Source organism: Streptomyces sp. NPDC093260 (genome assembly GCF_040683715.1).
Lineage (GTDB): Bacteria > Actinomycetota > Actinomycetes > Streptomycetales > Streptomycetaceae > Streptomyces > Streptomyces sennicomposti.
The window spans coordinates 178,208-197,370 of the sequence record NZ_JBFBEK010000015.1 but is presented as its reverse complement, the minus strand read 5'-3'; the positions used below and the strand labels follow the sequence as shown (position 1 = coordinate 197,370).

Genomic DNA, 19,163 nt, shown 5'->3' with positions numbered 1-19,163 from the left:
GCTACCCGCTACGACAAGACCGCCGAGTCCTACCAGGCAGCCGTCACCCTCGCATCGCTCCTGATGTGGGCGTGACATTTGAAGACAACTCCTAGGCCGGACGCGACCGGCGGGTCGTCGTCTTCTTCGCCGTCTTCCTGGACGGCTGCTTCAGGGCTGGGCGACGCGTTCGCCCACTACGGGCGGATCTTCAAGACCCTGCACCTGCTCCAGTTCGCCACCGCCGCCCGGAAGATCTTCTTCGGGCAGCGCGGCGAACTGCGCCAGCATTGCCGCGAGGGCATGGAGGACCAGCTCGGCACTCTCGGCCTGGCGCTCAACGCCGCGGTGCTGTTCAACAGCCTCTGCATCGACGCCGCCGTCAAGCAACTGGCCGCCGACGGCTTCCCGGTCACCGACGAGCTGCTCACCCCTCTCTCCCCCCTCCGGTACGACCACAGCAACTTCCCGGGCCGCTACGCCTTCACCCGGCCGCCGGCGCCGGGCCTGCGGCAGCTACGCGACCCGCACAGCGACGACGAGGCGAACGACGGCGAGGACGGATAGCCGCGGCCCGTACCGGCGAACAGCGATCCGCCCGGAGCCACACCTACGCCTGCGGGCCGGACCGTTGTGTGCGAGTCAGGCTCAGCAGGATGCCCAGGTGCGGCCGGCCTTGAGTCAACCCCGATGGGCAGGCACGAGGCGGAGCGGGGCGCCCGCGGAACGGGATCCGGAAGTTCGACGTCCGAGCCAACGCACACCGACCGGCTACGGTCCGTCCGACAAACCCCACGGCGAACAACTCGTCATGACCCGTCCCGGCGGCGCCGGACGCCGAACCCAGCGTCGCCAGGGTCAGCCAGTGGCCAGCTCGCATGACACACACCCACCACAAACAGAAGAACAGCTCTGCTAGCGCCTCCCGTAAGCAGAACACCGATTCTTTTTGTGGGAGGTGTTGTTGTGCCTCGGCTCACCGACGCACGCAAGGAACTCCGGCGTACTCAGATCGCCGAGGCCGCCGTCCGCTGCTTCAGCCGCAACGGCCTGGAGCGGACCTCGATCGCCGACATCACCGCCGAGTCCGGCCTCTCGGCCGGCTCGATCTATGCGCACTACCGCAACAAGGCCGACCTGGTCCAGGCCGCCGCCCGCGAGATGCTCGCCAAGCGCGGCGGCACCATCGGCGAGTACGCCGCGGCGGACGTCCCGCCCGACCCCGACGAACTGCTCTCCCGCCTGATCGCCGCGATCGACCCGGCCGAAGCCCGGGTCGGCATACAGACCTGGGGTGAGGCGACCACCGACCCAGCCATCCGCGACATCGTCGTCGACGCGACCGACCGGATGCGCGCGATGCTGCACGACTGCGTCACGGCCTGGCTCGTCAAGGTCGAGCACCATGAACCGCCCCGAGCCCGTGAGCGCGCCACGCCGATCGCCCACAGGATCATGGCCCTCTACCAGGCCGAACTGCTGTACACCGCCTTGCGAACACCGACCGAGGCGACACCGTCGTGATCACCGCGGCCGCTTCGTTCGCCGGCCGGACCGTTTTCCGGATCGGCTACGGCGCATTGCAGCTCGAGCGGCTGCACGCCCGCCGCGGCGACGCCGTCGCGCTGCTGCGCCGCGCGGTCGAGCTGGGCGTCGACCACGTGGACACCGCCGAGTTCTACGGCTTCGGTTTCGCCAACGACGTGATCCGCGAGGCACTTCGCCCCGAGGACGACGTCCTGGTCGTCACGAAGGTGGGGGCTGACCCCAACCCCGGCGGGCACCTGCCGCTGCGTCTGGCACAGCGGCCCGAGCAGCTGCGCGCCAGCGTCGAGGACAACCTGCGCAGCCTCGGCGTCGACCGGCTCGCGGTCGTCAACCTCCGCCGCCTGGACACCGGCCCCGGGCTGCGTCCCCAGGGGGACCAGGTCGTCGACCTCGACGACCAGCTCGCCGTGATGACCGCACTGCGCGACGAGGGCAAGATCGGCGCGATCGGCCTGAGCAGCGTCACCCTCGGCGGTCTGCGCCGCGCCCTGCCCGCCGGCGTCGTCTGCCTGCAGAACGCCTACAGCCTGGTCTCCCGCGACGACGAGGACATGCTGCAGCTGTGCGCGGCCGAGGGCATCGCCTGGGTGCCGTTCTTCCCGCTCGGCGGGGCCTTCCCGGGCCTGCCCAAAGCGACCGACGAGCCGGCGGTACACGCCGTGGCCGAGTCCCTGGGCGCCACGCCCTCCCAGGTCGGCCTCGCCTGGCTGTTGCACCACGCCCCGAGAGTCAGTGAGCTGCCACGTCGCCCTGCGGGTCTGGCGTACCCTCCGCACCGCCGAGCAGATCTCCGACAACCTGTTCTCCCGGCTGCGCGGCGACAAGCGGGACCTGCGCGGCTACTGGCCGTTCGACCGCGACTCCACCGAGCCCGGCACCACCTCGGTACGGGACGAGCGCTTGCGCGGCGACAGCCTGGCCTTCTCGGCCAAGCGGCCGCGGATCTTGCTCTCCACCGCCCCGATCTCCACCGACACCGCCGAGGTCCGCTCGGCGCTCGCCGACGTCCGCACCCCCTTCCGCGACACCATCGGCGGCGGGCCCGGCGCGAGCGAGTACGCCGACCTCCCGTACGACGCCAAGGGCGAGGCGCTCGGCGTGCTCAAGCGCTGCTACGGATTCGTCCGCGACGGCCGCTGGCACCTGGTCACCGGCTACAAGGTCGCCGATCTGACCACCGAGTGGGTCGGCCAGGCCCAAGCTGCTCAACCCGGCCGTCGGCCGCCGCTACGTGCCCGCCAACACCGGCATGGCGCTGGTGCAGTCCCAGACCGCCGACGTCTTCGCGCTGCGCCTGGCCCACACCGGCACCCTGATCGCCTACCGGATGCTGCCCGACCCGGACATCCCGCTGGACTGGAACATCATCCACTTCCCGATCAACCCCCGCTACACCAAGCAGGGCACCCTGGACGGTGCGGTCGGCTTCGACGACCGCGGCAAGGTCACCGACCCCGACTACCCCACCGCCACCGCCTACCGTGAGTACAGCTACTTCAAACCCCGCGACGCCTACGCACTCAAGCGCCGCATCACCCGCGACCAACAGCGGTTGCAGGCCTACTACCGGTCGATCTCCACCGAGTCCAGCCAGCGCGGCAACGACCCGGCCGAGACCCAGGCCCGCACCGTGCTGCGCTCCATGGGCATGGATGTCGCCCCCCGGGACGACAGTCGCTCCGACGGTACGAACGCGACCGCCGACGGCTTCTCGCACCGCGACCTCGTCAACACCTACGTCTGGACGGCCCAGGGCGGCTCCTTCGCCGAGACCACCGAGGCGACCGACGCCGTCAGCGAGACCACCGCCGGCTCGTACAGTTTCAACAACATGGTCGGCGGCTGGCCAGCTCCGCTTCCCTGCGGCCCCGCATGACGGCCGCGGCGATTCCCACGCCGGTCACCCCGCCCCTGAGACCATCGCGGTGAATTCCCGCCGCTCCTCGAACAGGCCGTCGTGCAGCCCGAGTACGACGCAGAAGGCGAGCGCCGCTCCGCCGAAGAGCGCGGTCCGGCGCCACCCTCCGACGAGACCGGCGAAGGCGGGCCCCAGCGACACCAGCGGCAGGAAACCGATCCCGGGCCCCACCACGACGTCCGCGACAGCCACGACCAGCATCACGGCGGCCGGCATCCACGCCAGCACGCGTGGCACGGATGGCGCCCTGAGGTCGGTCATGCGGTGGCTCCAGCGATCGACGTTCGGCTCAGGGCGGCGCTACAGAACAAGCACCCCCCTGATATTTAGACTATGCAAAAGTTGCACAGGGCCGACCATCTGCCTCCCGTCCTTTACCGAATCGAGGCCGGATGTCGACGTTCCTGTGTCATGGCGTGGGCCGTCGGCTGGGGTCGTGCCCGGCCATGCAATGCGCGGAGCGACGGGGCACGGGGGCCCGTCCGGTCTGCCTCCGAGCCGCCGCTCGTGGCGGTCAGCGCCAGTCGGCCCAGCCCAGAGGCACCGTCTCTTCCCCGGTCCCGGGCTGGGCTCGAGGCTCTCCACCGGCGCGGTTGAAGGCGGCCAGCGCTTCGATGAGAGCCAGCCGCTGTGTCGGACTCAGGCGCTCCACGATGCGGGCGATCTCACCTCGGCGCCGGGCCGTGACGTCCTCCACGGTGCGCTGCCCTTCCTCGGTGAGCCGCAGCAGCGTCTCACGTCGGTTGCCCGGCTTGGACTGCCGGTCGGCCAAGCCGGCGGCGATCAACCGGTCCACCATGCGCATCGCGGTCGAGGGCGCCACCTGGAGCAGTTCGGCCAGCGTGACCAGCTTGGTGGCGCCGCGAGTGAACAGCACCACCAACATCCGGAACTGCGGCAGGGTCACCTTGTCCTCCACCTCAGCCAGAGATCGGGCGGAGACCGCCACCAACAGCCTGGAGGCCGTCAGCACCTCCCGGGTGACCACGTCGACGTCATCCATCGCCCCCGCCGGGACTTCGCGCTCTGCCATGCCTCCTTTTTACCGTGCTGCGACGACCGCCCGTTCACGAGATCCCCAGCGGGGCAGGAGGGCCCGCAACCGTCCTCTCCACACAGTCGCCGGTCAGGCCCAAGCCGCTCGTGACGGGCTGCGGGCAGGTTCCGGCCGGCTCGTGTGGACGGCGCGCAGCGCGCTCTGGTGGCTGAGCCAGCCGACCGGCTTGCCGTTCGCTTCGTCCAGGACCGGCAGGCCGGTGCCGGCCGCCGACAGCAGGGCGTGCAGGGCCTGAGCGAGTGGCTGGTCCGCGGTCACGGTCGCGGGTGGCTCGGCGAGTTGGCCGACGCGCTCCGGTGCGGCCTGCGGCTGCTCCGCGAGGGCCTCGGCCAGCGCCTGCGCGGTGACGACGCCGACGTACTCCCCCGCGTCGTCGACGACCGGCAGGGCCCCGTGACCGGACAGGCTCAGCAGGTCGGTCGCGTCTGCCAGCGAGGTGGCGGCGGCCAGCGCCGAGGGCAGCGGCTCCATGACGGCGCCCACGGGCTGCCCCCCGATCGGGGCACCGGTGGCCGGCCCGTCGAGATCGATGCCGCGGCGCCGGAGTTTGAGGGTGTAGATCGTGTCGCGGGTCAGCAACCGGCCGGTCGCTGTGGCGAGCACGATCGCCAGCATCAGCGGCAGGATGATCGAGTACTCGCCGGTCAGCTCGAAGAGGATCACCACCGCGGTGATCGGGGCACGGGCCGCACCGGCGAACACCGCGCCCATGGCGACCAGTGCGTAGGCACCCACGGCTCCCGCAGATGCAGGCAGGAGGTGGCCGACGCCGATGCCGTAGGCGGAGCCGAGCATCGCGCCGATGAAGAGGCTGGGTGCGAACACACCGCCCGAGCCTCCGATACCGATGGTCAGGCTGGTCGCGAGCATCTTGCCCAGCATCAGCAGGAGCAGGAAGCCCAGGGCGTAACCGCCCTCGGTCGCCTTCTGCAGGACCGGGTAGCCGACGCCGTACATCTGCGGCAGGACGAGCAGCACCAGGCCGAGCAGCAGCCCTCCGGCCGCGGGGCGCAGCCACTCGGGTCCTCGCCAGGCCCAGTCGCAGGCGTCCTCGATCAGGTACAGGACCCTGGAGAAGCCGACGCCGACCACGGCCGCGATGACACCGAGCAGGGCGAACAGGCCGTACTGCGCGAGGTGGTCGACGTGGAAGTCCGGCAAGGTGAGGAAGGCGGTGTCGCCGAAGGCGGCGCGGCCGATCACGCTCGCCGTGACGCTGGCCAGGACCGTCGCGCCGAACGCCTCTGCGCTGAAGGTGCCGAGGATCAGCTCCATGGCGAAGAAGACACCGGCCAGCGGCGCGTTGAACGTGGCGGCGATCCCGCCAGCGGCGCCGCAGGCGACCAGCAGCCTCATCCGCTCCTCGGTCACCTTCGCCAGGTGGCCGAGCGTGGAACCGAGCGCCGAGCCGATCTGCACGATCGGGCCCTCCCGGCCGACCGAACCGCCCGAGCCGATGGTCAAGGCGGAGGCGAGCGTCTTGACGACGGCGACCTTGGGACTGATGCGCCCGCCGCGCTGGGCGACCGCCAGCATCACCTCGGGCACTCCGTGCCCTCTGGCCTCCTTGGCGAACCGCTGCACCAGCGGGCCGTAGAGCAGTCCCCCGGCCACCGGGGCGAGGATCACGAAGCAGGGGCCGAGCCACGGCACATGCGCGTTGCCGGATCCAGGGTCCGCCGCGTAGTCGGCGTGCCCGGAGAACAGGTGGGTGAAAGTGGTGATGCACCAGCGGAAGACGATCGATCCCGCGCCGGCTCCGGCCCCGATCACCACGGCGAGCACCATCGGAGCCCACGACGCCGAACGTCGGCGCGCCAGGGCGGCGGACGGCTTGACACGCGATCCGGCCGGGCCCCGTGCCCGCTCATCGTCCCTGACGTCCTCGGTGGCAACCACTCGTTCCCCTTCCTTACATTTGCATTATGCAAAGCATGTCAAGAGTGCCACTCCGAACAGCAAACGGAAAGCCCATCCCGGGTGACGGAACGTTGTGTGCGGCATCACACACCGCCGCCGTCGATCGCCGCCCGCCGGCACGGCGCTCGTGGGCGGCGGTCCAGGCGGCAAGCTGACGGTGTCCGGCGTCGGTGAGTGTGACGACGGAGGCGCGGCGGTCGGCGGGGTCGACGTCGCGGAGCAAGGCCCGCCGCCGCGGCCAGGCGCGCGAGGACTTCGTCCTGGAGACCGTCTACTGGAACGCCGGCACCGCCCGCCTCCGGCCCCGTCTGCTGCACGGCCGCACCCGCGGCCCGGTGTTCGTCACCCACCGGCGCCCCGGCCCGGGAAAGGTCGTCAGTCCGCGACGTGTGCCCGGATACCGGTCTGGCCCGGCTTCCTACGAGCAGGCCCGCGCCCTGCTTGACGAGCACACCGCCGTACGTGGGCCGGGGACGGGCTGGGAGCTGCACGGGTACCGCCACGGGGCCCTGACCCACTTGGGCGAGCAGGGCGCCTCCCTGCTGATGCTGATGGCGAAGCCGCGACACAAGCAGCCGGAGAACGTCCGCCGTTACTTCAAGCCGTCCCCCGAGGCCATCTCAGAGCTGACCGGCCTGCTCGCGCCGGGCAACGCGCACCGGTGAGCAGCTTCCGGGGACGTTTCCTCGGTCGGCGGCACTCCGGTGGGCGTACTCAGGCGGGTGCCGTCACTTCCCGGGCGGGCTCGCGGGTGGCTGCCCGGCGGGGTTCGGGGCGCCAGGTGGCGACGAGGGCGGCGGCCAGGAGCAGTTCGGCGATGTCGCCGCCGTAATACATGATCTCGGCGCCTGCCTGGACCTGGGGGATGGGGGCGTGGATGTCGACCCAGAAGCCGCCGTACATGAGCTGGGCGATGATTGCGTGGGCCGCGATGGCGACGCCGAGACAGACCAGCCGGGCGCGCACGGTCGGCCGGGCCGGGGCGGGATCGGGGCCGGCGATGGCGTAGGCGAACAGGCACCCGGAGAGCAGGAAGTGTGCGTGTAGCAGCCAGTGGGCCACCGGATGGCTCGTGGTCGCGTTGTAGAGGGGGGTGAAGTAGAGGGCCGCGAGGCTGCCCGGGGACAGCGCCAGTGCGACCGCGGGATGGGCGAGCAGACGGGCGGGCGGGCTGTGCAGCACGGTGGTCAGCTGCCTGCCCCGGGCTGCGGACAGGGTCCGCAGCAGGAGGGTGACGGGGGCGGCCAGGACGAGCGCGAGGGGCGCGTACATGCCGATGAGCATGTGCTGGGCCATGTGGCCGCGGAAGTCCTCGTGCGCGAAGGGCGCCACGGGCGGCAGCAGGGCGGTGCCGAGGAGGGCGCTGCCGGTCAGGAAGCTGGTGGTGCGCCACCGGCTCCAGCCCAGGACCGGGTTGCGGCGGCGGGCCCGGCGAACGAGGAGCAGGTAGGCGCCGGCGGCGGCCAGTAGTACGAGTGCGGGCAGCAGCCACTCCAGGAGGCTGCTGCCCGCGTCGTGCCCGTGAGCGGGCATGTCGTGGTCCATCAGGCTCGCCGACCCTCACTCCGCCCAGCCGGGGCGCCCGGGTCGAAGGGCTGGCCGCTGCGCTGGAGCAGGTACCCGCCGATCAGGAGCAGGCCGCCCAGGACGAGGAAGCCCGCGTCCCACCACGCCTGGTAGGGGCCCCCGTGGACGTGGTGGATGCCCAGGATCTGGTGGTCCAGGAGCCCCTCGACCAGGTTGAACAGGCCCCATCCGGCCAGGATCCAGCCCCACAGGACCCGCGAGGTCCACACCGCCCGCCGGTTGTGCGTGACCCGGGAGTACAGGATGGCCAGGCCCGTCAGGACGGCGATCCAGCACACGGCGTGGAAGATGCCGTCCCACACGGTGTTCATCTCCAGCCCGGACACCGTCTTCGGGTTGTAGTACTTAACCCCGATGTGGTCGTGGTTGGTGCTGGTGAGCATGTGGTGCCACTGCAACAGCTGGTGGAGCAGGATGCCGTCGACGAAGCCGCCGAGCCCCACCCCGAGCACGATGCCCGGCAACTGGATACTCGCCGGCTGTGCCGTGCCGACGCGTGCCTCGCCGCTTGTGGTTGCCATCGTATCCGCTCCTGCTGATTGGGGTCTGCTGAAGATGCCTCAGCCGCAGGTTCCCCTTTCGGTCGACTCAGGCACATGCGTGGCCGCCATTCGGCCCAACCGAAGCAGCGTCCTGAGATGACGTCTCGTCCTCAGCGTCGGCGCGCAGGGGCCGCAGCCCGCCGGGCAGGTCAGGGAGCTGGAAGGATTAGCGGCCCAGCACATTGATGTGATGACGCACGAACGGCGACCCGCGGTGTATGCCGAGTTCCGGGTGCGGGGAGATCGGCCACATGGTGCGCGACCTGCGTTCTTCCACGCGGAGGAGTGGGACGACGTGGAGGATGGAGCTGAACAACGCGACTCGTCCCTAGAAACAGCCTGCTCCGGGGCGGCTGCGCTGCGGGGCCCTCTGCGGTGCGCAGCCGGTCCGAGCACCGCTGCCGCGCGGACATGTCGGGGCCTGGCCGCTCATCGTACCGACTGGTGGCCGGGCTTCGGTGTGTCCGCGCGTTGGAAGGTGCCGTAGAGAAGCCACAGGGCCGGATCAGAAGGGCGGTCCCGCAGGCCAGGAAGATCAGGCAGGCGGAGAGCACGGCCGGTTGGGAGGCTGCCTGGCCGGCCGTGAGGCTTCCGACCAGCATGGCCGGATACTGGGCGGCGCCCCCAGGACCACAGGATCGCGGCGACGGCCAGCGTGGCCGCCGCACGGGCCGCGAGGTAGTGGCGCGTGATCAGCAGTCCGAGCCCCGTCACGCCGCTGACCGCGCTGAGGACTAAGGGCAGCGCCCGGTGCGTGAGTCCGCGGAACAGGTCGGGAGCGTCGGCATGGAGTACTCGTCGCCGCGACCGACGCGCTGGCCCAGACGGCCGCGGACCTGCTCCTGGACGCGGACCTTCGCGAGGAGGCGTGGCCACTGCCGGGGCGCCACCCCCGACAGCCCGGACACGCCGGGGCGCTGCGGGTCTGGATCACGGGCCTGGGCGCGCCGTGGCGTGCAATGCCTGCCAGACCGGGGGAACCGCGCGAGGCACGGTCGGGGTCGATGCCTGTGCCGCGCGCGGCTCGCCCATGCGGGCCCCATGCGCGTGCCCAAGCCCTGCCCCGCCTAGGCAGTTTCGTGCCTCCAGTGTGACTGCCCGGCCTCGTCTTCGTTGGGTGGAGCAGGGCGTCATGCACCATCCCCTCCCCCGTGGATGCGCGCTCCAGGAGCCCGGACCCGCCTTCAGTCAATCCGGTCCGGGCCCCCGCCACGGCCCGGAAGGAAGCCGGGCCGCGTGGTGACCTGGAGCAGTCGCAGGGATGCCGACAGGCAACACCGGGCAGTCGTGTCAGGGTGCCCTCTGTTCGCTGTCTTCCCATGGCCGAAGACCATATGGCAGACACACAGTTCACCGACCCGGCGCCTGAGCCGGCCGGGCTGTCGGCCACCGCCACCCTGGCCGACGGCGGCGTCCGCGTCGTGACCCTCGCCGGGGAGATCGACCACCACACCGGCGACACCCTCCGCCACGCCCTCGACGCCACCGACGGCACCTCCCGCATCGTCGCCGACCTCGGGCAGGTCACCTTCATGGACTCCAGCGGCACCAACATCCTCCTCACCGCCCACCGCGATACCGCCTCGGCGGGAGGCTGGCTGCGCCTGGCCGCGCCCACCCCCACCGTGCTGCGCACCCTGCAACTCGTCGGCATCGACGAGTCATCGAATGCCACCCCACGCTCCCCGACGCACTCGACCACTGACCCCACCACCACCGCACCAGCCGGCAAGGCCGCCGGTCGTGGGACCAGCTCAGATCACGTCGCGATGGTGGCCAGCCCTGCGATGCCGATGACATAGATGGCCACGGCCGCGATGCTGTCGACGCCCATGCGGGCGTACCGGCGGCGCGGGCGGAAGATCAGCCCCGCCATGTAGACCACCGTCAGGGTGATGCCGAGGGCGGTGAGGTAGATGTCGGTGTCGTGTGCGGCCGGCAGGACCGGCTCGCCGGAGATGACGGTGGCCAGCAGGAACAGCACGGGCAGGAAGGCGTTGCCGCCGAAGATGTCGCTGACGGCGAGCTGGTAGTCCCCCAGCCTGGTGGAGGTCAGCCCCGTGCTGACCTCGGGCAGCGAAGTGGCCGCGGCCAGTACGGTCGCTCCGAACAGCACACCGCTCAGCCCCTGGCGTGCGAAGAACTCCTCACCGCTGCGCTCGATCACGACACCGGCCACCAGGGTGGCCAGCGCGGACACGCCGAACACCAGCCCCGCACGGGCGGTGCTCACACCCTTGTCACCGGCGGCCTTCTCCTTCTTGCCCTTGGAGTGGCCGCGCGGTTCGGGCTGGCCGTCCGGGGCGTCTCCCCCCTCCCGCCACGGCAGCCCCCGGCCAGCCCGGTTCAGCAGAATCAGCCCGACCACCCACAAGATCGCGATCGCCACGGATGCGGGGGCCAGCCGGGCGGCGTGCAGGTTCGGGGAGAGCTGGGTGCCCATCACCACCACGGCCAGGACGACCACCACCATGGCGCCCTCCAGGACCAGCTGCAGGCTGGCGGCCAGCCGGGTCAGCGGGGCGCGCGGGCGGACCCCGGCCGCGTCCAGGACCGCCAGCACGATGGTCTGGATGGCGATGCCGCCCAGGATGTTGCCGACCGCGACGTCGAGCTGTCCGGCCATCGCAGCACTCGCCGTGATCGCGATCTCGGGAAGGTTCGTCGCCATCGCCAGCAGGATCAGACCGCCCAGCGCGCTCCCCAGCCCGAGCCGTTCGGCGAGCACATCGGTGGAGTCGGACAGTTTGACGCCCGCGAACCAGATGACGGCCGCACTGGCCACGAACAACACCAGCAACACCGGCGAACCCGAAGATCCCATACCGCCGCAAGTACCCGCCCCGGTCAGGCAGAACCAGCGGGACCAGCCGGCACGTCAGTCTCCGCGGTGGCAGCGGGAGCGGTTGCCCTCGGACCAGGGCGCCGGGCGGGCCATGGCCTCTGGGCACGGCGTCCGTCGCCACGACCGCCCGGCAGGGGCGATCTGCCCAGCACAGGCAGGCCAGTCGTGAAGTCAGCCGCACTGAGCACGGGCCGAACAGGGTGGAGACGACGCCGACCGGCCCAAGGCACCGGCCGGGCGGTAGTTTCTTCGCCGATCCCTGAGAGCACGACCTCCACGGCTCCCGCTCGCCCCGGCGGCCAGCCGCAGCGTGAGCCGGCGCGCCCTGCCACGATGGCATCCTGTGGCACGGTGACAGCGAGATCTACACCCGCGTGAACGACGAAGCCGACATCGACCGCACCTTCTCCGTGCCGACCGGAGCCAACGGCACCGTCACCGACGAGCCCTTCCACGTCATCGTCCCCTGATCGCCGCGCTCTCCACCACAGTCCCCCGGCCGCACACGGCCAAAAGCCTGTGCCTTTGCGGTAGGTCACAGGGCGCCCGGTTCCCGGGCCGTAAGGCCGCAGTGCGCCTGGTCGCTGGCCGGACGAAAGCACGGACAACATGCTCACGTCCCGGCCGTACTGCGGGCTGGCGAAACTGCTGGAAGCACTCCGGGCACACGACGCCCGCGTGGTGGAACAGCTCACCGCGCAGCAAGCGCCCAGCCGTGTCAGGGGCGTCCAGAGCCGCAGCGGAGCGGACAGCAAGGACGACGGCAGCGACCGAAGGGGCCGTCCTCTGTCCACGACCCGTCCGTCGCCGAAGCCCTGGCCGAGATCGGATCAGCCGCAGAAAGCGAAACGGTCCGCCGACTCCGTCGGCGGACCGTCATGCAAGATCGAGGCTGACGCTTTCGGACCACGAAGGCCGTCACGTTCGTCTTCTCGTCGACCACGTTCGGGAGTGCCGAGCGCGTCGGCGATCAGGTCCGCTGCTACGTCGCGCTCCCGTACGAAGTCACCAGGCGTTGCACTTCGTCTTTATCGTGTTCCCCTCCGTGACGTTCCCGTCGTAGATCCAGCCGTACGGTGCCGCGCCTCCGGTGCTGACGTAGTACCACCTGTTTCCCGCCGGGTTGTCGTAGTAGCACCAGCCGCCGAGTCGTTGGCCCACGAGGAGCTTGGGGAAAATGTCGTCGCAGGCGCTGCTCGGACCGGTCCTCAGGTAGATGGACTTCGTCACGGTGGCACCCCCATAACCGTTCGTCGTGGGCTTGGCACCGCAGGACAGGGCGCCGGCGGGGGCGTTCGACGGTGTCCAGTCCGGTGCTTCGTTCGCCACGTTCGCGGATGCGCCCGCCGACGCCCCGTGGGTGGGCGCGGGTGCTGCCTGCACAGCGGTGGTGGTACCCCCGGCCAGCAGGACGGCTCCCACCACGGCGGTGCCGACAAGCGCAAGTCGATTACGCATTCTTCTCCTCAAGATCGAATGGGCTGATGCCTTTGATTTCCCTCTGCCTCTGATCGGCCAGGGGCGGTCTGGAGCGGCCGTGTTCGCGCGCTCAGCGTCCGCCGTGCCCAGCGCCTGCAGCTCTCGGTACAGGTCCACCTCCTGAAGTCCGGGGATGTGCTGCTCACAGTGCCGGGGGCAGTTTCGGCAAACCTTCGGAAAAGCTTGAATCCACCTAGAACCACAGGCCGGTGGCGCCCAGAGTGTGGTGAGGAGATGAACGGGTGACGCAGGGGGTGTGATGACCGCGCGCTTCGCGATCCTGGGCACCATCGAGGTACGGCGGAACGGGGCCCCGGTCGACGTGGGGCACGGCTTGCAGCGGCGAGTGCTGGCGGCGTTGCTCGTCGACGCGGGCCAGGCGGTCTCGGCCGACGCGCTGGTGGACCGGGTGTGGGGGGACATCGAACCGGCGTACGGCCGCCGGAAGCTGTACGGATACGTCTCCCGGCTGCGGCGCGCACTGGCGGCCGACGGCACGGCCATCCCAAGGGAGCGGGGCGGTGGCTATCGGCTGACGGTCGAGCCTTCGGTGGTGGACGCACACCGCTTCCGCGATCTGTCGGACCGGGCCCGGAAGGCGGGCAGTGACGGGCAGGCGGAGGCTCTGTGGAGGGAAGCCTTGGCGCTGTGGCAGGGCAGCGCGTTCGCCGGGGTGGACACCCCGTGGTTCAACGCGCAGCGCCACCTCCTCGACGGTGAGCGGCTGGCCGCCCAGCTGGAGCTGGTCGATGTGCGGCTGCGCCTGGCTCAGCATGATGGGATGGTGAGCGAACTAGCCGCCAGGGCCGAGGCGTATCCGCTCGACGAACGGGTGATCGGGCAACTGGTCCAGGCCCTGTACCGGTGCGGACGGCAGGCCGAAGCGCTGCAGGTGTACGAGCGTGCTCGGCGGCGCCTCGCAGACGAGCTGGGTGTCGACCCCGGCGTGGCGTTGCGGCGGCTGTACGAACGGATCCTCGCCGGCGAGCCGGAACTGGCCGCGTTCCGCCCCACCGCACCGGCCGCCACCACGAAACCGGTCGGCAGGAGCGGCACGGTGGTGAACCCGCCGATGGCACGCCAGCTCGTACCCCGGCTCCTTCCAGCAGACCTGTCACTCTTCGTCGGCCGGGAGGACGAGGTGGACGAGGCTCGTCGGCTGCTTGACGAAGAACGGCCCGGTCCGGTGACGCTGTTGGTCACCGGACCCGCCGGAGTGGGCAAGACCGCCTTTGCCGTACGCACGGGGCACCTGCTTGCCTCCCGCTTCCCGGACGGTCAGCTCTATGCGGATCTGCGGGGCTTCGGCGACGAGCCGGCCGAGCCGTTCACGGTCCTCGGCGCCTTCCTCCGCGCGCTCGGCATCCCCGGCGGTACCGTGCCCGCAGAACTGACCGGCCGCGTCCATCTCTACCGCACCCTGCTGGCAGGGCAGCGGATGCTCGTCGTCCTGGACAACGCCGCCAGTGCCCAGCAGGTGAGTGACCTCCTGCCCAGTGGCGTGCGCTGTGCCACCATCGTCACCAGCCGGACGACGATGGCGGGACTGGGCGGCCGCCGACTCTCCCTGGGCGTACTGGACCTCGCGACGGGGATCGACTTGCTGCGCGAGATGCTGGGACGGGACCGGACCGACACGGAGTCCGGGGCTGCCCGCTCTATTGTGGAAACCTGCGATGGCCTTCCCCTGGCAGTATGGGTCGCTGGTGCGCGGCTGGCCGCCCGACCGCACTGGCCCCTGGCCAAGGTGGCGCGCGCCCTCGCCGACGAGCAGCGCAAGCTCGACGAGTTGGCAGTCGGCCACATCGCCGTGCGGGCCAGCCTCGAACTGACCTATCAGCAGATGACCTTGGCTACACAGCACGCTCTGCGGATGATCGCCCTGTTGCCCGGGCCGAGCTTCGCCGCCTGGGCGCTGGCCGCGCTGCTGGACGCGGACCTGTCCGAGGCGGAGGCGGTCCTCGACGACCTGGTCGAGGTACACCTGGTGCAGGTCGGTTCAGAGAAGACCACCGGAATCCGTTATCAGTTGCATGATCTGGTACGGATGTTCGGCAGGGAGCGAGCGGAGCAGGTTGTCCCGGAAGGGGATCGTACGGCCGCGCTCACCCGGTTGCTCGGGGCGAGCTTGCACCTCGCCGACCTCGCCGCAGACACCCTCAGCGTCGACTTCCAAGGCATCTCACAGCTGGACCTGGCCTCCTGGCGACTGGCCGCGGCCGACGCCGATCAGCTACTCGCCGATCCGCTGGCCTGGTTCAACGACGAACGCCAGTTCCTCATCAACGTGGCAGAGCAGGCACTGGACGGAAGGGAGGGCGTCGCACCCGCCGCCGGGCTGGCCACGGCCCTCACGACCCTCTTCCAGGTCGGCAGCCACTTCGATGATTGGGAGAGGCTCCAGAACCGGGCGCTCAAATCGGCTCTGAGCAGCGGCGACCGGCACAGCGCCGCGAAGGTCCACCGTTGCCTCGGCGAACTCACCACCATCCTCGACCGCTATCCGGAAGCACTGGACCATTTCGAGCAGGCCCTGGTGCTCGCCGAGGGCCAGGGGCCCAGGTACCGGGCCAGTGCCACGGCCGGGCTGGCCTATGTGCACCGGCTCCTCGGCCAGTACTCCTCCGCCGTGCTCCATTTCGAAGAGGCCGCCGAGCTCGCCGAGTCGGCAGGCAACGTCAACTGTCTCGTCTACGCGACCAACGGCCTCGGCGTCATCGACCTCGAGCAGGGACGTGTTGAGGCCGCCGTCGCGCGGTTCACGAAGTGTCTGCGGGTCAGCCGTGTCGCGGGCTACCGGCCGGGGGAAGCCCAGGCCCTGCGATGTCTGGGCCAGAGCCATCGCGCACTCGGCGCCTACCCGGCCGCCGCCGACGCCTATCGGCAAGCAGCCGCGATCAGCGAGGACCTCGGCGACCGTCTCAGTGCCACACATGCCACCTGCTGGCTCGGAGACATCCTGGTCCGGCAGGGCGAGCACTGGGAAGGACGCCGCCTGCTGGCCCGGAGCCTGTGGACTTACCGGGAATTCGGCAACCTCTGGGGCGAGGCGGCGACACTGTACGCGCTTGCCGAGGCACACCTCGCAGTGGGCCGCTCGGCACCCGCCCGAAGGCGCGCCGAAGCCGCCGTCAGGCTCTGGAGGCAGATCGGCTCCAGCAGGTGGCTGGCCGTGGGCCTCGACACCCTGGCCCAGGCACACGTCCTGGCCGGCGATCACACGGCTGCGGCTCGTGCCCGCGACCAGGCGGAAGAGGTACGTATGGCGTAGTTGGTGCGCTTGGTTATTGATCTTGGTTGTGGCCCGCTGTCGCTCCCGCCGGGTCGTGGAGCGCGCGTTCGCCCACCCGCACTGGTTCCGCCGGTTCCGCCGCCTTGGGATCCGGGGCCTTCCCCCGCGAATGTGGACACGCGTTCGGGTGATTATGCGGCGGGGCTCAACCCCGGATCTCAGGCACCCGGAACACTTGGATCTTGAGTCCGGGAGACCGGATGTCCCGTGGTCATGAAGCACTGTCCGCCGCAGTCCGAGGCGGACGCGGTCGCGTTGCACGAGTCGCGGCCGGATCGGCCCGAAGGATCCCCGCTCGCTCAGAGGCGCCGCCGACCTGGACGCGGCGCTCGCCCCGCTGCTCGACGACGCCGAGGCGGAGGGCCGCACCGTGGTCGTCCTGTCCGAGTACGGCATCACCGGCGTCAACCGGCCTGTCGACCTCGGCCGGGTGCTGCGCCGCGCCGGCTACCTCGAGGTCCACACTCAGGACGGCATGGAGTACCTGGACCCGACGGCTTCCCGTGCGTTCGCGGTGGCCGACCATCAGCTCGCCCCTGTGTACGTACGGCGGCCCGAGGACATCGCCGGGGTGCGTCAGGCGCTGGAGAACGTCGAGGGGGTCGCCCGGCCGCTGGGCGGCGAGGGCAAGAAGGCACACGGTCTGGATCACCCGCACTCGGGTGAGCCGGTGGCGCTCGCCGATCCGGACTCTGGTTCACCTGCTACTACTGGCTGGACGGCGCCCGCGCCCCGGACTTTGCGCAGCCCGTGGAGACCCACCGCAAGCCCGGCTACGACCCCGCCGAGCTGTTCTCGGACCCGCTCGCCCCGTACGTCCAAGTGCGGGCGGCGGGTGCGGTGGCCCGCAAGAAGCTGGGCATGCGCTACCGGATGGCGGTGGTCCCGCCGGATCCGGCCCCCCGTACGCGGCAGCCACGGCAGGCTGCCGGAGCGGCTCGAGCACGGCCCGGTGCTGCTGTGCTCACGTCCCGGCGAGGTGAGCGGGACACTCGCCGCGACCGAGGTGAAGTCGCTGCTGCTGCGGCTCGCGGGGCTCACCTGACGCCTGCCTCCGGCTGCGAACTCCCGGTGAACAACGAAAAGCGAGCGGTCCGGGCGGTGTGCACCGCCCGGACCGCTCATGACGCCTGCCGAAAAGCCCTGATCACCTGGCAAGTCGGGCGGGCTCGCCCAGCCGGGTCAGCTTGCTCGGGTTGCGCACCACGTAGATCCGGACGACGCGTCCGTCCTCCACGTCGACGCTGATCGCGGTCGGCACACCGTCGAACTCGACACGGCCGGCGGGCGTGCCGTTGAGCCACACGGACTTCGTCCCCTGCTCGTCGCCCAGCTGGTGCACCCGGGCGAGCACCGCTGCCACTTCGGCCGCTCCGTGGATCGGAACGAGCGAGGCGGCCACCACTCCGCCACCGTCGGTGATCATGACGACGTCGGGTGCCATGACCTCCAGCAGGTCCTGGAGCCTGCCGGTGCGCAGCGCGGCCAGGAACCTTTCCACGACAGCCTCGTGCTCCGAGCGGCTCACGCGCACCCGGGGCCGTCGGGCCGCCACGTGCTCGCGCGAGCGTTTCGCGATCTGCCGAACGGCGGCCGCCGACTTGCCGACTGCCTCGGCGATCTCCCCGTACGGCATGTCGAAGACCTCGCGGAGGACGAACACGGCGCGCTCGGTGGGGGCAAGCGTCTCGAGCACGGTCAGCATGGCGATCGAGACGCTCTCCGCGAGTTCGACGTCCTCTGCCACGTCGGGGCTGGTCAGCAGCGGCTCCGGGAGCCACTCCCCCACGTAGTCCTCGCGGCTGCGCGACAGGGTTCGCAGCCTGTTGAGGGACTGGCGGGTGACGGCTCGTACCAGGTACGCCCGTGGCTCGCGCACCTGGGAGCGGTCGACGCCGGCCCAGCGCAGCCAGGTTTCCTGGAGCACGTCCTCGGCGTCGGCCGCGGAGCCGAGCATCTCGTAGGCCACGGTGAACAGCAGAGGGCGGTGGGCGACGAACGGATCATCGGTCATGGCGTCATGAGTCACACCGATCATGTTGTCAGCCGGCGTCCGATGTCCGAGGGGGCTTCGTGGCCAACGGGAGCTGGCACGCCTCGGAGTAGCCCTGCGACGTGATGCCGTGGGCGGTGTTGACCCTGGTCGACAGGTTGGCGAAACCGATGAACACGGTGAGTTCGACCAGGCCTGCCGGGCCGAGCTGCTTGAGCAGGCTCGCCGACAGCTCGTCGGTGACGGTCGGCGGGGTGTTGGTCATCGCCTCGGAGTACTCCATCACCTCGCGCTCCAGCGGGGTGAAGGCGTCGGAGTCACGCCAGTTGGGCACCTGGCTGGCCTTGTCCAGGTCGAGGTTCTGGTTCAGCGCGGCGAAGTAGTTGATGTCCAGGCACCAGCTGCAGCCGACCTGGGCCGCGACGGCCATGTGCGAGAAGGTCTTGAGTCCCTCGTCGACCTGGTCCCACGCGGCGACCTTGCCCGAGAACTCCAGGCTGGACGTGGCGACGGCGGGGTTGTTGAAGACGACCTCGACGGGCTCGGGCACGGAACCGAGCTGCTCGACCAGAGCCTCAGCCATCTCGGCGGGCAGCTCGGCCTTGGGGATACGCGGGGCCATGGTGTTCTCCTTCTCGAGAGGCCTTGCGGCCTGGTTGTCATGAAGACACCGCCGGGTGTACGAGTGTGACAACCACCCTCGTACGCCGGCGGGCGTGCCTGTGTCGCGGCCGGGAAACGCGCATACCGGCGACGGCCTTGACCTTGTCGTTGACGAGCACCTGGTGGCGGGCGGAGGTGGTGTGGTGCGGGTGCGTGGACGAGGGGAATACGGCGACCGATGGCGGTCCTTTTGCGGTCCTTGTCCTCGCGATGGAGCGGTGGGAGAGGCGGCGGACGCGCGGGCCGCCCGCTGAGCGTGGTCGTGGGCCGGGGGCCATCACTGCGTTGCGACGGCCTCTGGAATCCGCCGGGTACGGAGGGGCTCCGGTGCTGCCGGCGG

General features: G+C 70.6%; 15 protein-coding genes and 4 pseudogenes. 9 read left to right on the top strand and 10 right to left on the bottom strand.

All coding sequences use genetic code 11. From position 1 onward, the window contains the following. Positions 1-78: 78 nt before the first annotated feature. From AB0N63_RS21030 to AB0N63_RS21020, 3 genes and pseudogenes are all read left to right on the top strand, one after another. Complete coding sequence (locus AB0N63_RS21030) at positions 79-546, top strand: Tn3 family transposase (RefSeq protein WP_365530504.1); 468 nt, start codon at positions 79-81, stop codon at positions 544-546. A 399-nt stretch (positions 547-945) separates the two neighbouring features. Continuing rightward, positions 946-1,503, top strand: coding sequence for a TetR family transcriptional regulator (locus tag AB0N63_RS21025; protein WP_365530503.1), 558 nt, complete (start codon positions 946-948; stop codon positions 1,501-1,503). Further along, positions 1,500-2,252, top strand: a pseudogene (locus tag AB0N63_RS21020) (aldo/keto reductase); the annotation flags it as partial. The gene AB0N63_RS21025 and the pseudogene AB0N63_RS21020, both read left to right, overlap by 4 nt. 114 nt (positions 2,253-2,366) lie before the next feature. Here the strand turns inward: AB0N63_RS21020 and AB0N63_RS21015 are convergent. Then, positions 2,367-2,633, bottom strand: a complete 267-nt coding sequence (locus AB0N63_RS21015) for a hypothetical protein (protein ID WP_365530513.1) — start codon at positions 2,631-2,633, stop codon at positions 2,367-2,369. Positions 2,634-2,758: 125 nt separating this feature from the next. On the opposite strand from AB0N63_RS21015, the gene AB0N63_RS21010 reads away from it, so the two are divergent. After that, the gene (locus tag AB0N63_RS21010) at positions 2,759-3,403 is read left to right on the top strand and encodes a hypothetical protein (protein ID WP_365530512.1); all 645 of its coding nucleotides are present in this window, start codon (positions 2,759-2,761) and stop codon (positions 3,401-3,403) included. Here AB0N63_RS21010 and AB0N63_RS21005 read toward each other — a convergent pair. From AB0N63_RS21005 to AB0N63_RS20995, 3 genes and pseudogenes are all read right to left on the bottom strand, one after another. Then, positions 3,363-3,706, bottom strand: a pseudogene (locus tag AB0N63_RS21005) (hypothetical protein); the annotation flags it as partial. The gene AB0N63_RS21010 and the pseudogene AB0N63_RS21005 overlap by 41 nt on opposite strands. Positions 3,707-3,959: 253 nt before the next feature. Further along, the gene (locus AB0N63_RS21000) at positions 3,960-4,478 is read right to left on the bottom strand and encodes a MarR family transcriptional regulator (RefSeq protein WP_365530502.1); all 519 of its coding nucleotides are present in this window, start codon (positions 4,476-4,478) and stop codon (positions 3,960-3,962) included. A 93-nt stretch (positions 4,479-4,571) separates the two neighbouring features. Then, complete coding sequence (locus tag AB0N63_RS20995) at positions 4,572-6,290, bottom strand: chloride channel protein (protein ID WP_365530511.1); 1,719 nt, start codon at positions 6,288-6,290, stop codon at positions 4,572-4,574. Between the two features lie 302 nt (positions 6,291-6,592). Here AB0N63_RS20995 and AB0N63_RS20990 point away from each other — a divergent pair, with 302 nt between their 5' ends. Next, a complete protein-coding gene (locus AB0N63_RS20990) occupies positions 6,593-7,087 on the top strand; it encodes a site-specific integrase (protein WP_365530501.1) in 495 nt (164 codons plus the stop codon). Between the two features lie 49 nt (positions 7,088-7,136). Here the strand turns inward: AB0N63_RS20990 and AB0N63_RS20985 are convergent, their stop codons facing one another. After that, entirely contained in the window at positions 7,137-7,955 is an 819-nt protein-coding gene (locus AB0N63_RS20985; RefSeq protein ID WP_365530500.1) for a cytochrome c oxidase assembly protein, read from the bottom strand. Between the two features lie 11 nt (positions 7,956-7,966). Beyond that, positions 7,967-8,530 carry a DUF2243 domain-containing protein gene (locus AB0N63_RS20980; protein WP_365530499.1) on the bottom strand — a complete coding sequence of 188 codons (564 nt, stop codon included), beginning with the start codon at positions 8,528-8,530 and terminating at the stop codon, positions 7,967-7,969. 1,355 nt (positions 8,531-9,885) lie between these two features. Here AB0N63_RS20980 and AB0N63_RS20975 point away from each other — a divergent pair. Continuing rightward, on the top strand, positions 9,886-10,353 hold the full coding sequence (locus AB0N63_RS20975) for an STAS domain-containing protein (protein WP_365530498.1): 468 nt from the start codon (positions 9,886-9,888) through the stop codon (positions 10,351-10,353). Here the strand turns inward: AB0N63_RS20975 and AB0N63_RS20970 are convergent. After that, positions 10,311-11,375, bottom strand: a complete 1,065-nt coding sequence (locus AB0N63_RS20970) for a hypothetical protein (protein ID WP_365530497.1) — start codon at positions 11,373-11,375, stop codon at positions 10,311-10,313. The genes AB0N63_RS20975 and AB0N63_RS20970 overlap by 43 nt on opposite strands. Positions 11,376-11,984: 609 nt before the next feature. Here AB0N63_RS20970 and AB0N63_RS20965 point away from each other — a divergent pair. Next, positions 11,985-12,140, top strand: a pseudogene (locus tag AB0N63_RS20965) (helicase); the annotation flags it as partial. A gap of 261 nt (positions 12,141-12,401) precedes the next feature. On the opposite strand, the gene AB0N63_RS20960 reads toward AB0N63_RS20965, so the two are convergent. Continuing rightward, positions 12,402-12,854 (bottom strand): hypothetical protein, encoded by a 453-nt coding sequence (locus AB0N63_RS20960; RefSeq protein ID WP_365530496.1) that lies wholly within the window; start codon positions 12,852-12,854, stop codon positions 12,402-12,404. Positions 12,855-13,134: 280 nt separating this feature from the next. Here AB0N63_RS20960 and AB0N63_RS20955 point away from each other — a divergent pair, with 280 nt between their 5' ends. Both AB0N63_RS20955 and AB0N63_RS20950 read left to right on the top strand, forming a co-directional pair. Then, the gene (locus tag AB0N63_RS20955; RefSeq protein WP_365530495.1) at positions 13,135-16,146 is read left to right on the top strand and encodes a BTAD domain-containing putative transcriptional regulator; all 3,012 of its coding nucleotides are present in this window, start codon (positions 13,135-13,137) and stop codon (positions 16,144-16,146) included. 292 nt (positions 16,147-16,438) lie between these two features. Next, positions 16,439-17,212 (top strand): annotated as a pseudogene (locus AB0N63_RS20950) (alkaline phosphatase family protein); the annotation flags it as partial. Between the two features lie 102 nt (positions 17,213-17,314). Here AB0N63_RS20950 and AB0N63_RS20945 read toward each other — a convergent pair. Then, positions 17,315-18,181, bottom strand: a complete 867-nt coding sequence (locus AB0N63_RS20945; RefSeq protein ID WP_365530494.1) for an RNA polymerase sigma-70 factor — start codon at positions 18,179-18,181, stop codon at positions 17,315-17,317. Between the two features lie 28 nt (positions 18,182-18,209). After that, a complete protein-coding gene (locus AB0N63_RS20940) occupies positions 18,210-18,782 on the bottom strand; it encodes a carboxymuconolactone decarboxylase family protein (RefSeq protein ID WP_365530493.1) in 573 nt (190 codons plus the stop codon). Between the last annotated feature and the right edge of the window lie 381 nt (positions 18,783-19,163).

What these genes read in the sequence shown, in the direction of transcription:
- AB0N63_RS21000 (WP_365530502.1), bottom strand. Translation starts at nt 4,478, where the DNA reads ATGGCAGAGCGCGAAGTCCCGGCGGGGGCGATGGATGACGTCGACGTG.
- AB0N63_RS20995 (WP_365530511.1), bottom strand. Translation starts at nt 6,290, where the DNA reads ATGGTGCTCGCCGTGGTGATCGGGGCCGGAGCCGGCGCGGGATCGATC.
- AB0N63_RS20985 (WP_365530500.1), bottom strand. Translation starts at nt 7,955, where the DNA reads ATGCCCGCTCACGGGCACGACGCGGGCAGCAGCCTCCTGGAGTGGCTG.
- AB0N63_RS20980 (WP_365530499.1), bottom strand. Translation starts at nt 8,530, where the DNA reads ATGGCAACCACAAGCGGCGAGGCACGCGTCGGCACGGCACAGCCGGCG.
- AB0N63_RS20975 (WP_365530498.1), top strand. Translation starts at nt 9,886, where the DNA reads ATGGCAGACACACAGTTCACCGACCCGGCGCCTGAGCCGGCCGGGCTG.
- AB0N63_RS20970 (WP_365530497.1), bottom strand. Translation starts at nt 11,375, where the DNA reads ATGGGATCTTCGGGTTCGCCGGTGTTGCTGGTGTTGTTCGTGGCCAGT.
- AB0N63_RS20960 (WP_365530496.1), bottom strand. Translation starts at nt 12,854, where the DNA reads ATGCGTAATCGACTTGCGCTTGTCGGCACCGCCGTGGTGGGAGCCGTC.
- AB0N63_RS20955 (WP_365530495.1), top strand. Translation starts at nt 13,135, where the DNA reads ATGACCGCGCGCTTCGCGATCCTGGGCACCATCGAGGTACGGCGGAAC.
- AB0N63_RS20945 (WP_365530494.1), bottom strand. Translation starts at nt 18,181, where the DNA reads ATGACCGATGATCCGTTCGTCGCCCACCGCCCTCTGCTGTTCACCGTG.
- AB0N63_RS20940 (WP_365530493.1), bottom strand. Translation starts at nt 18,782, where the DNA reads ATGGCCCCGCGTATCCCCAAGGCCGAGCTGCCCGCCGAGATGGCTGAG.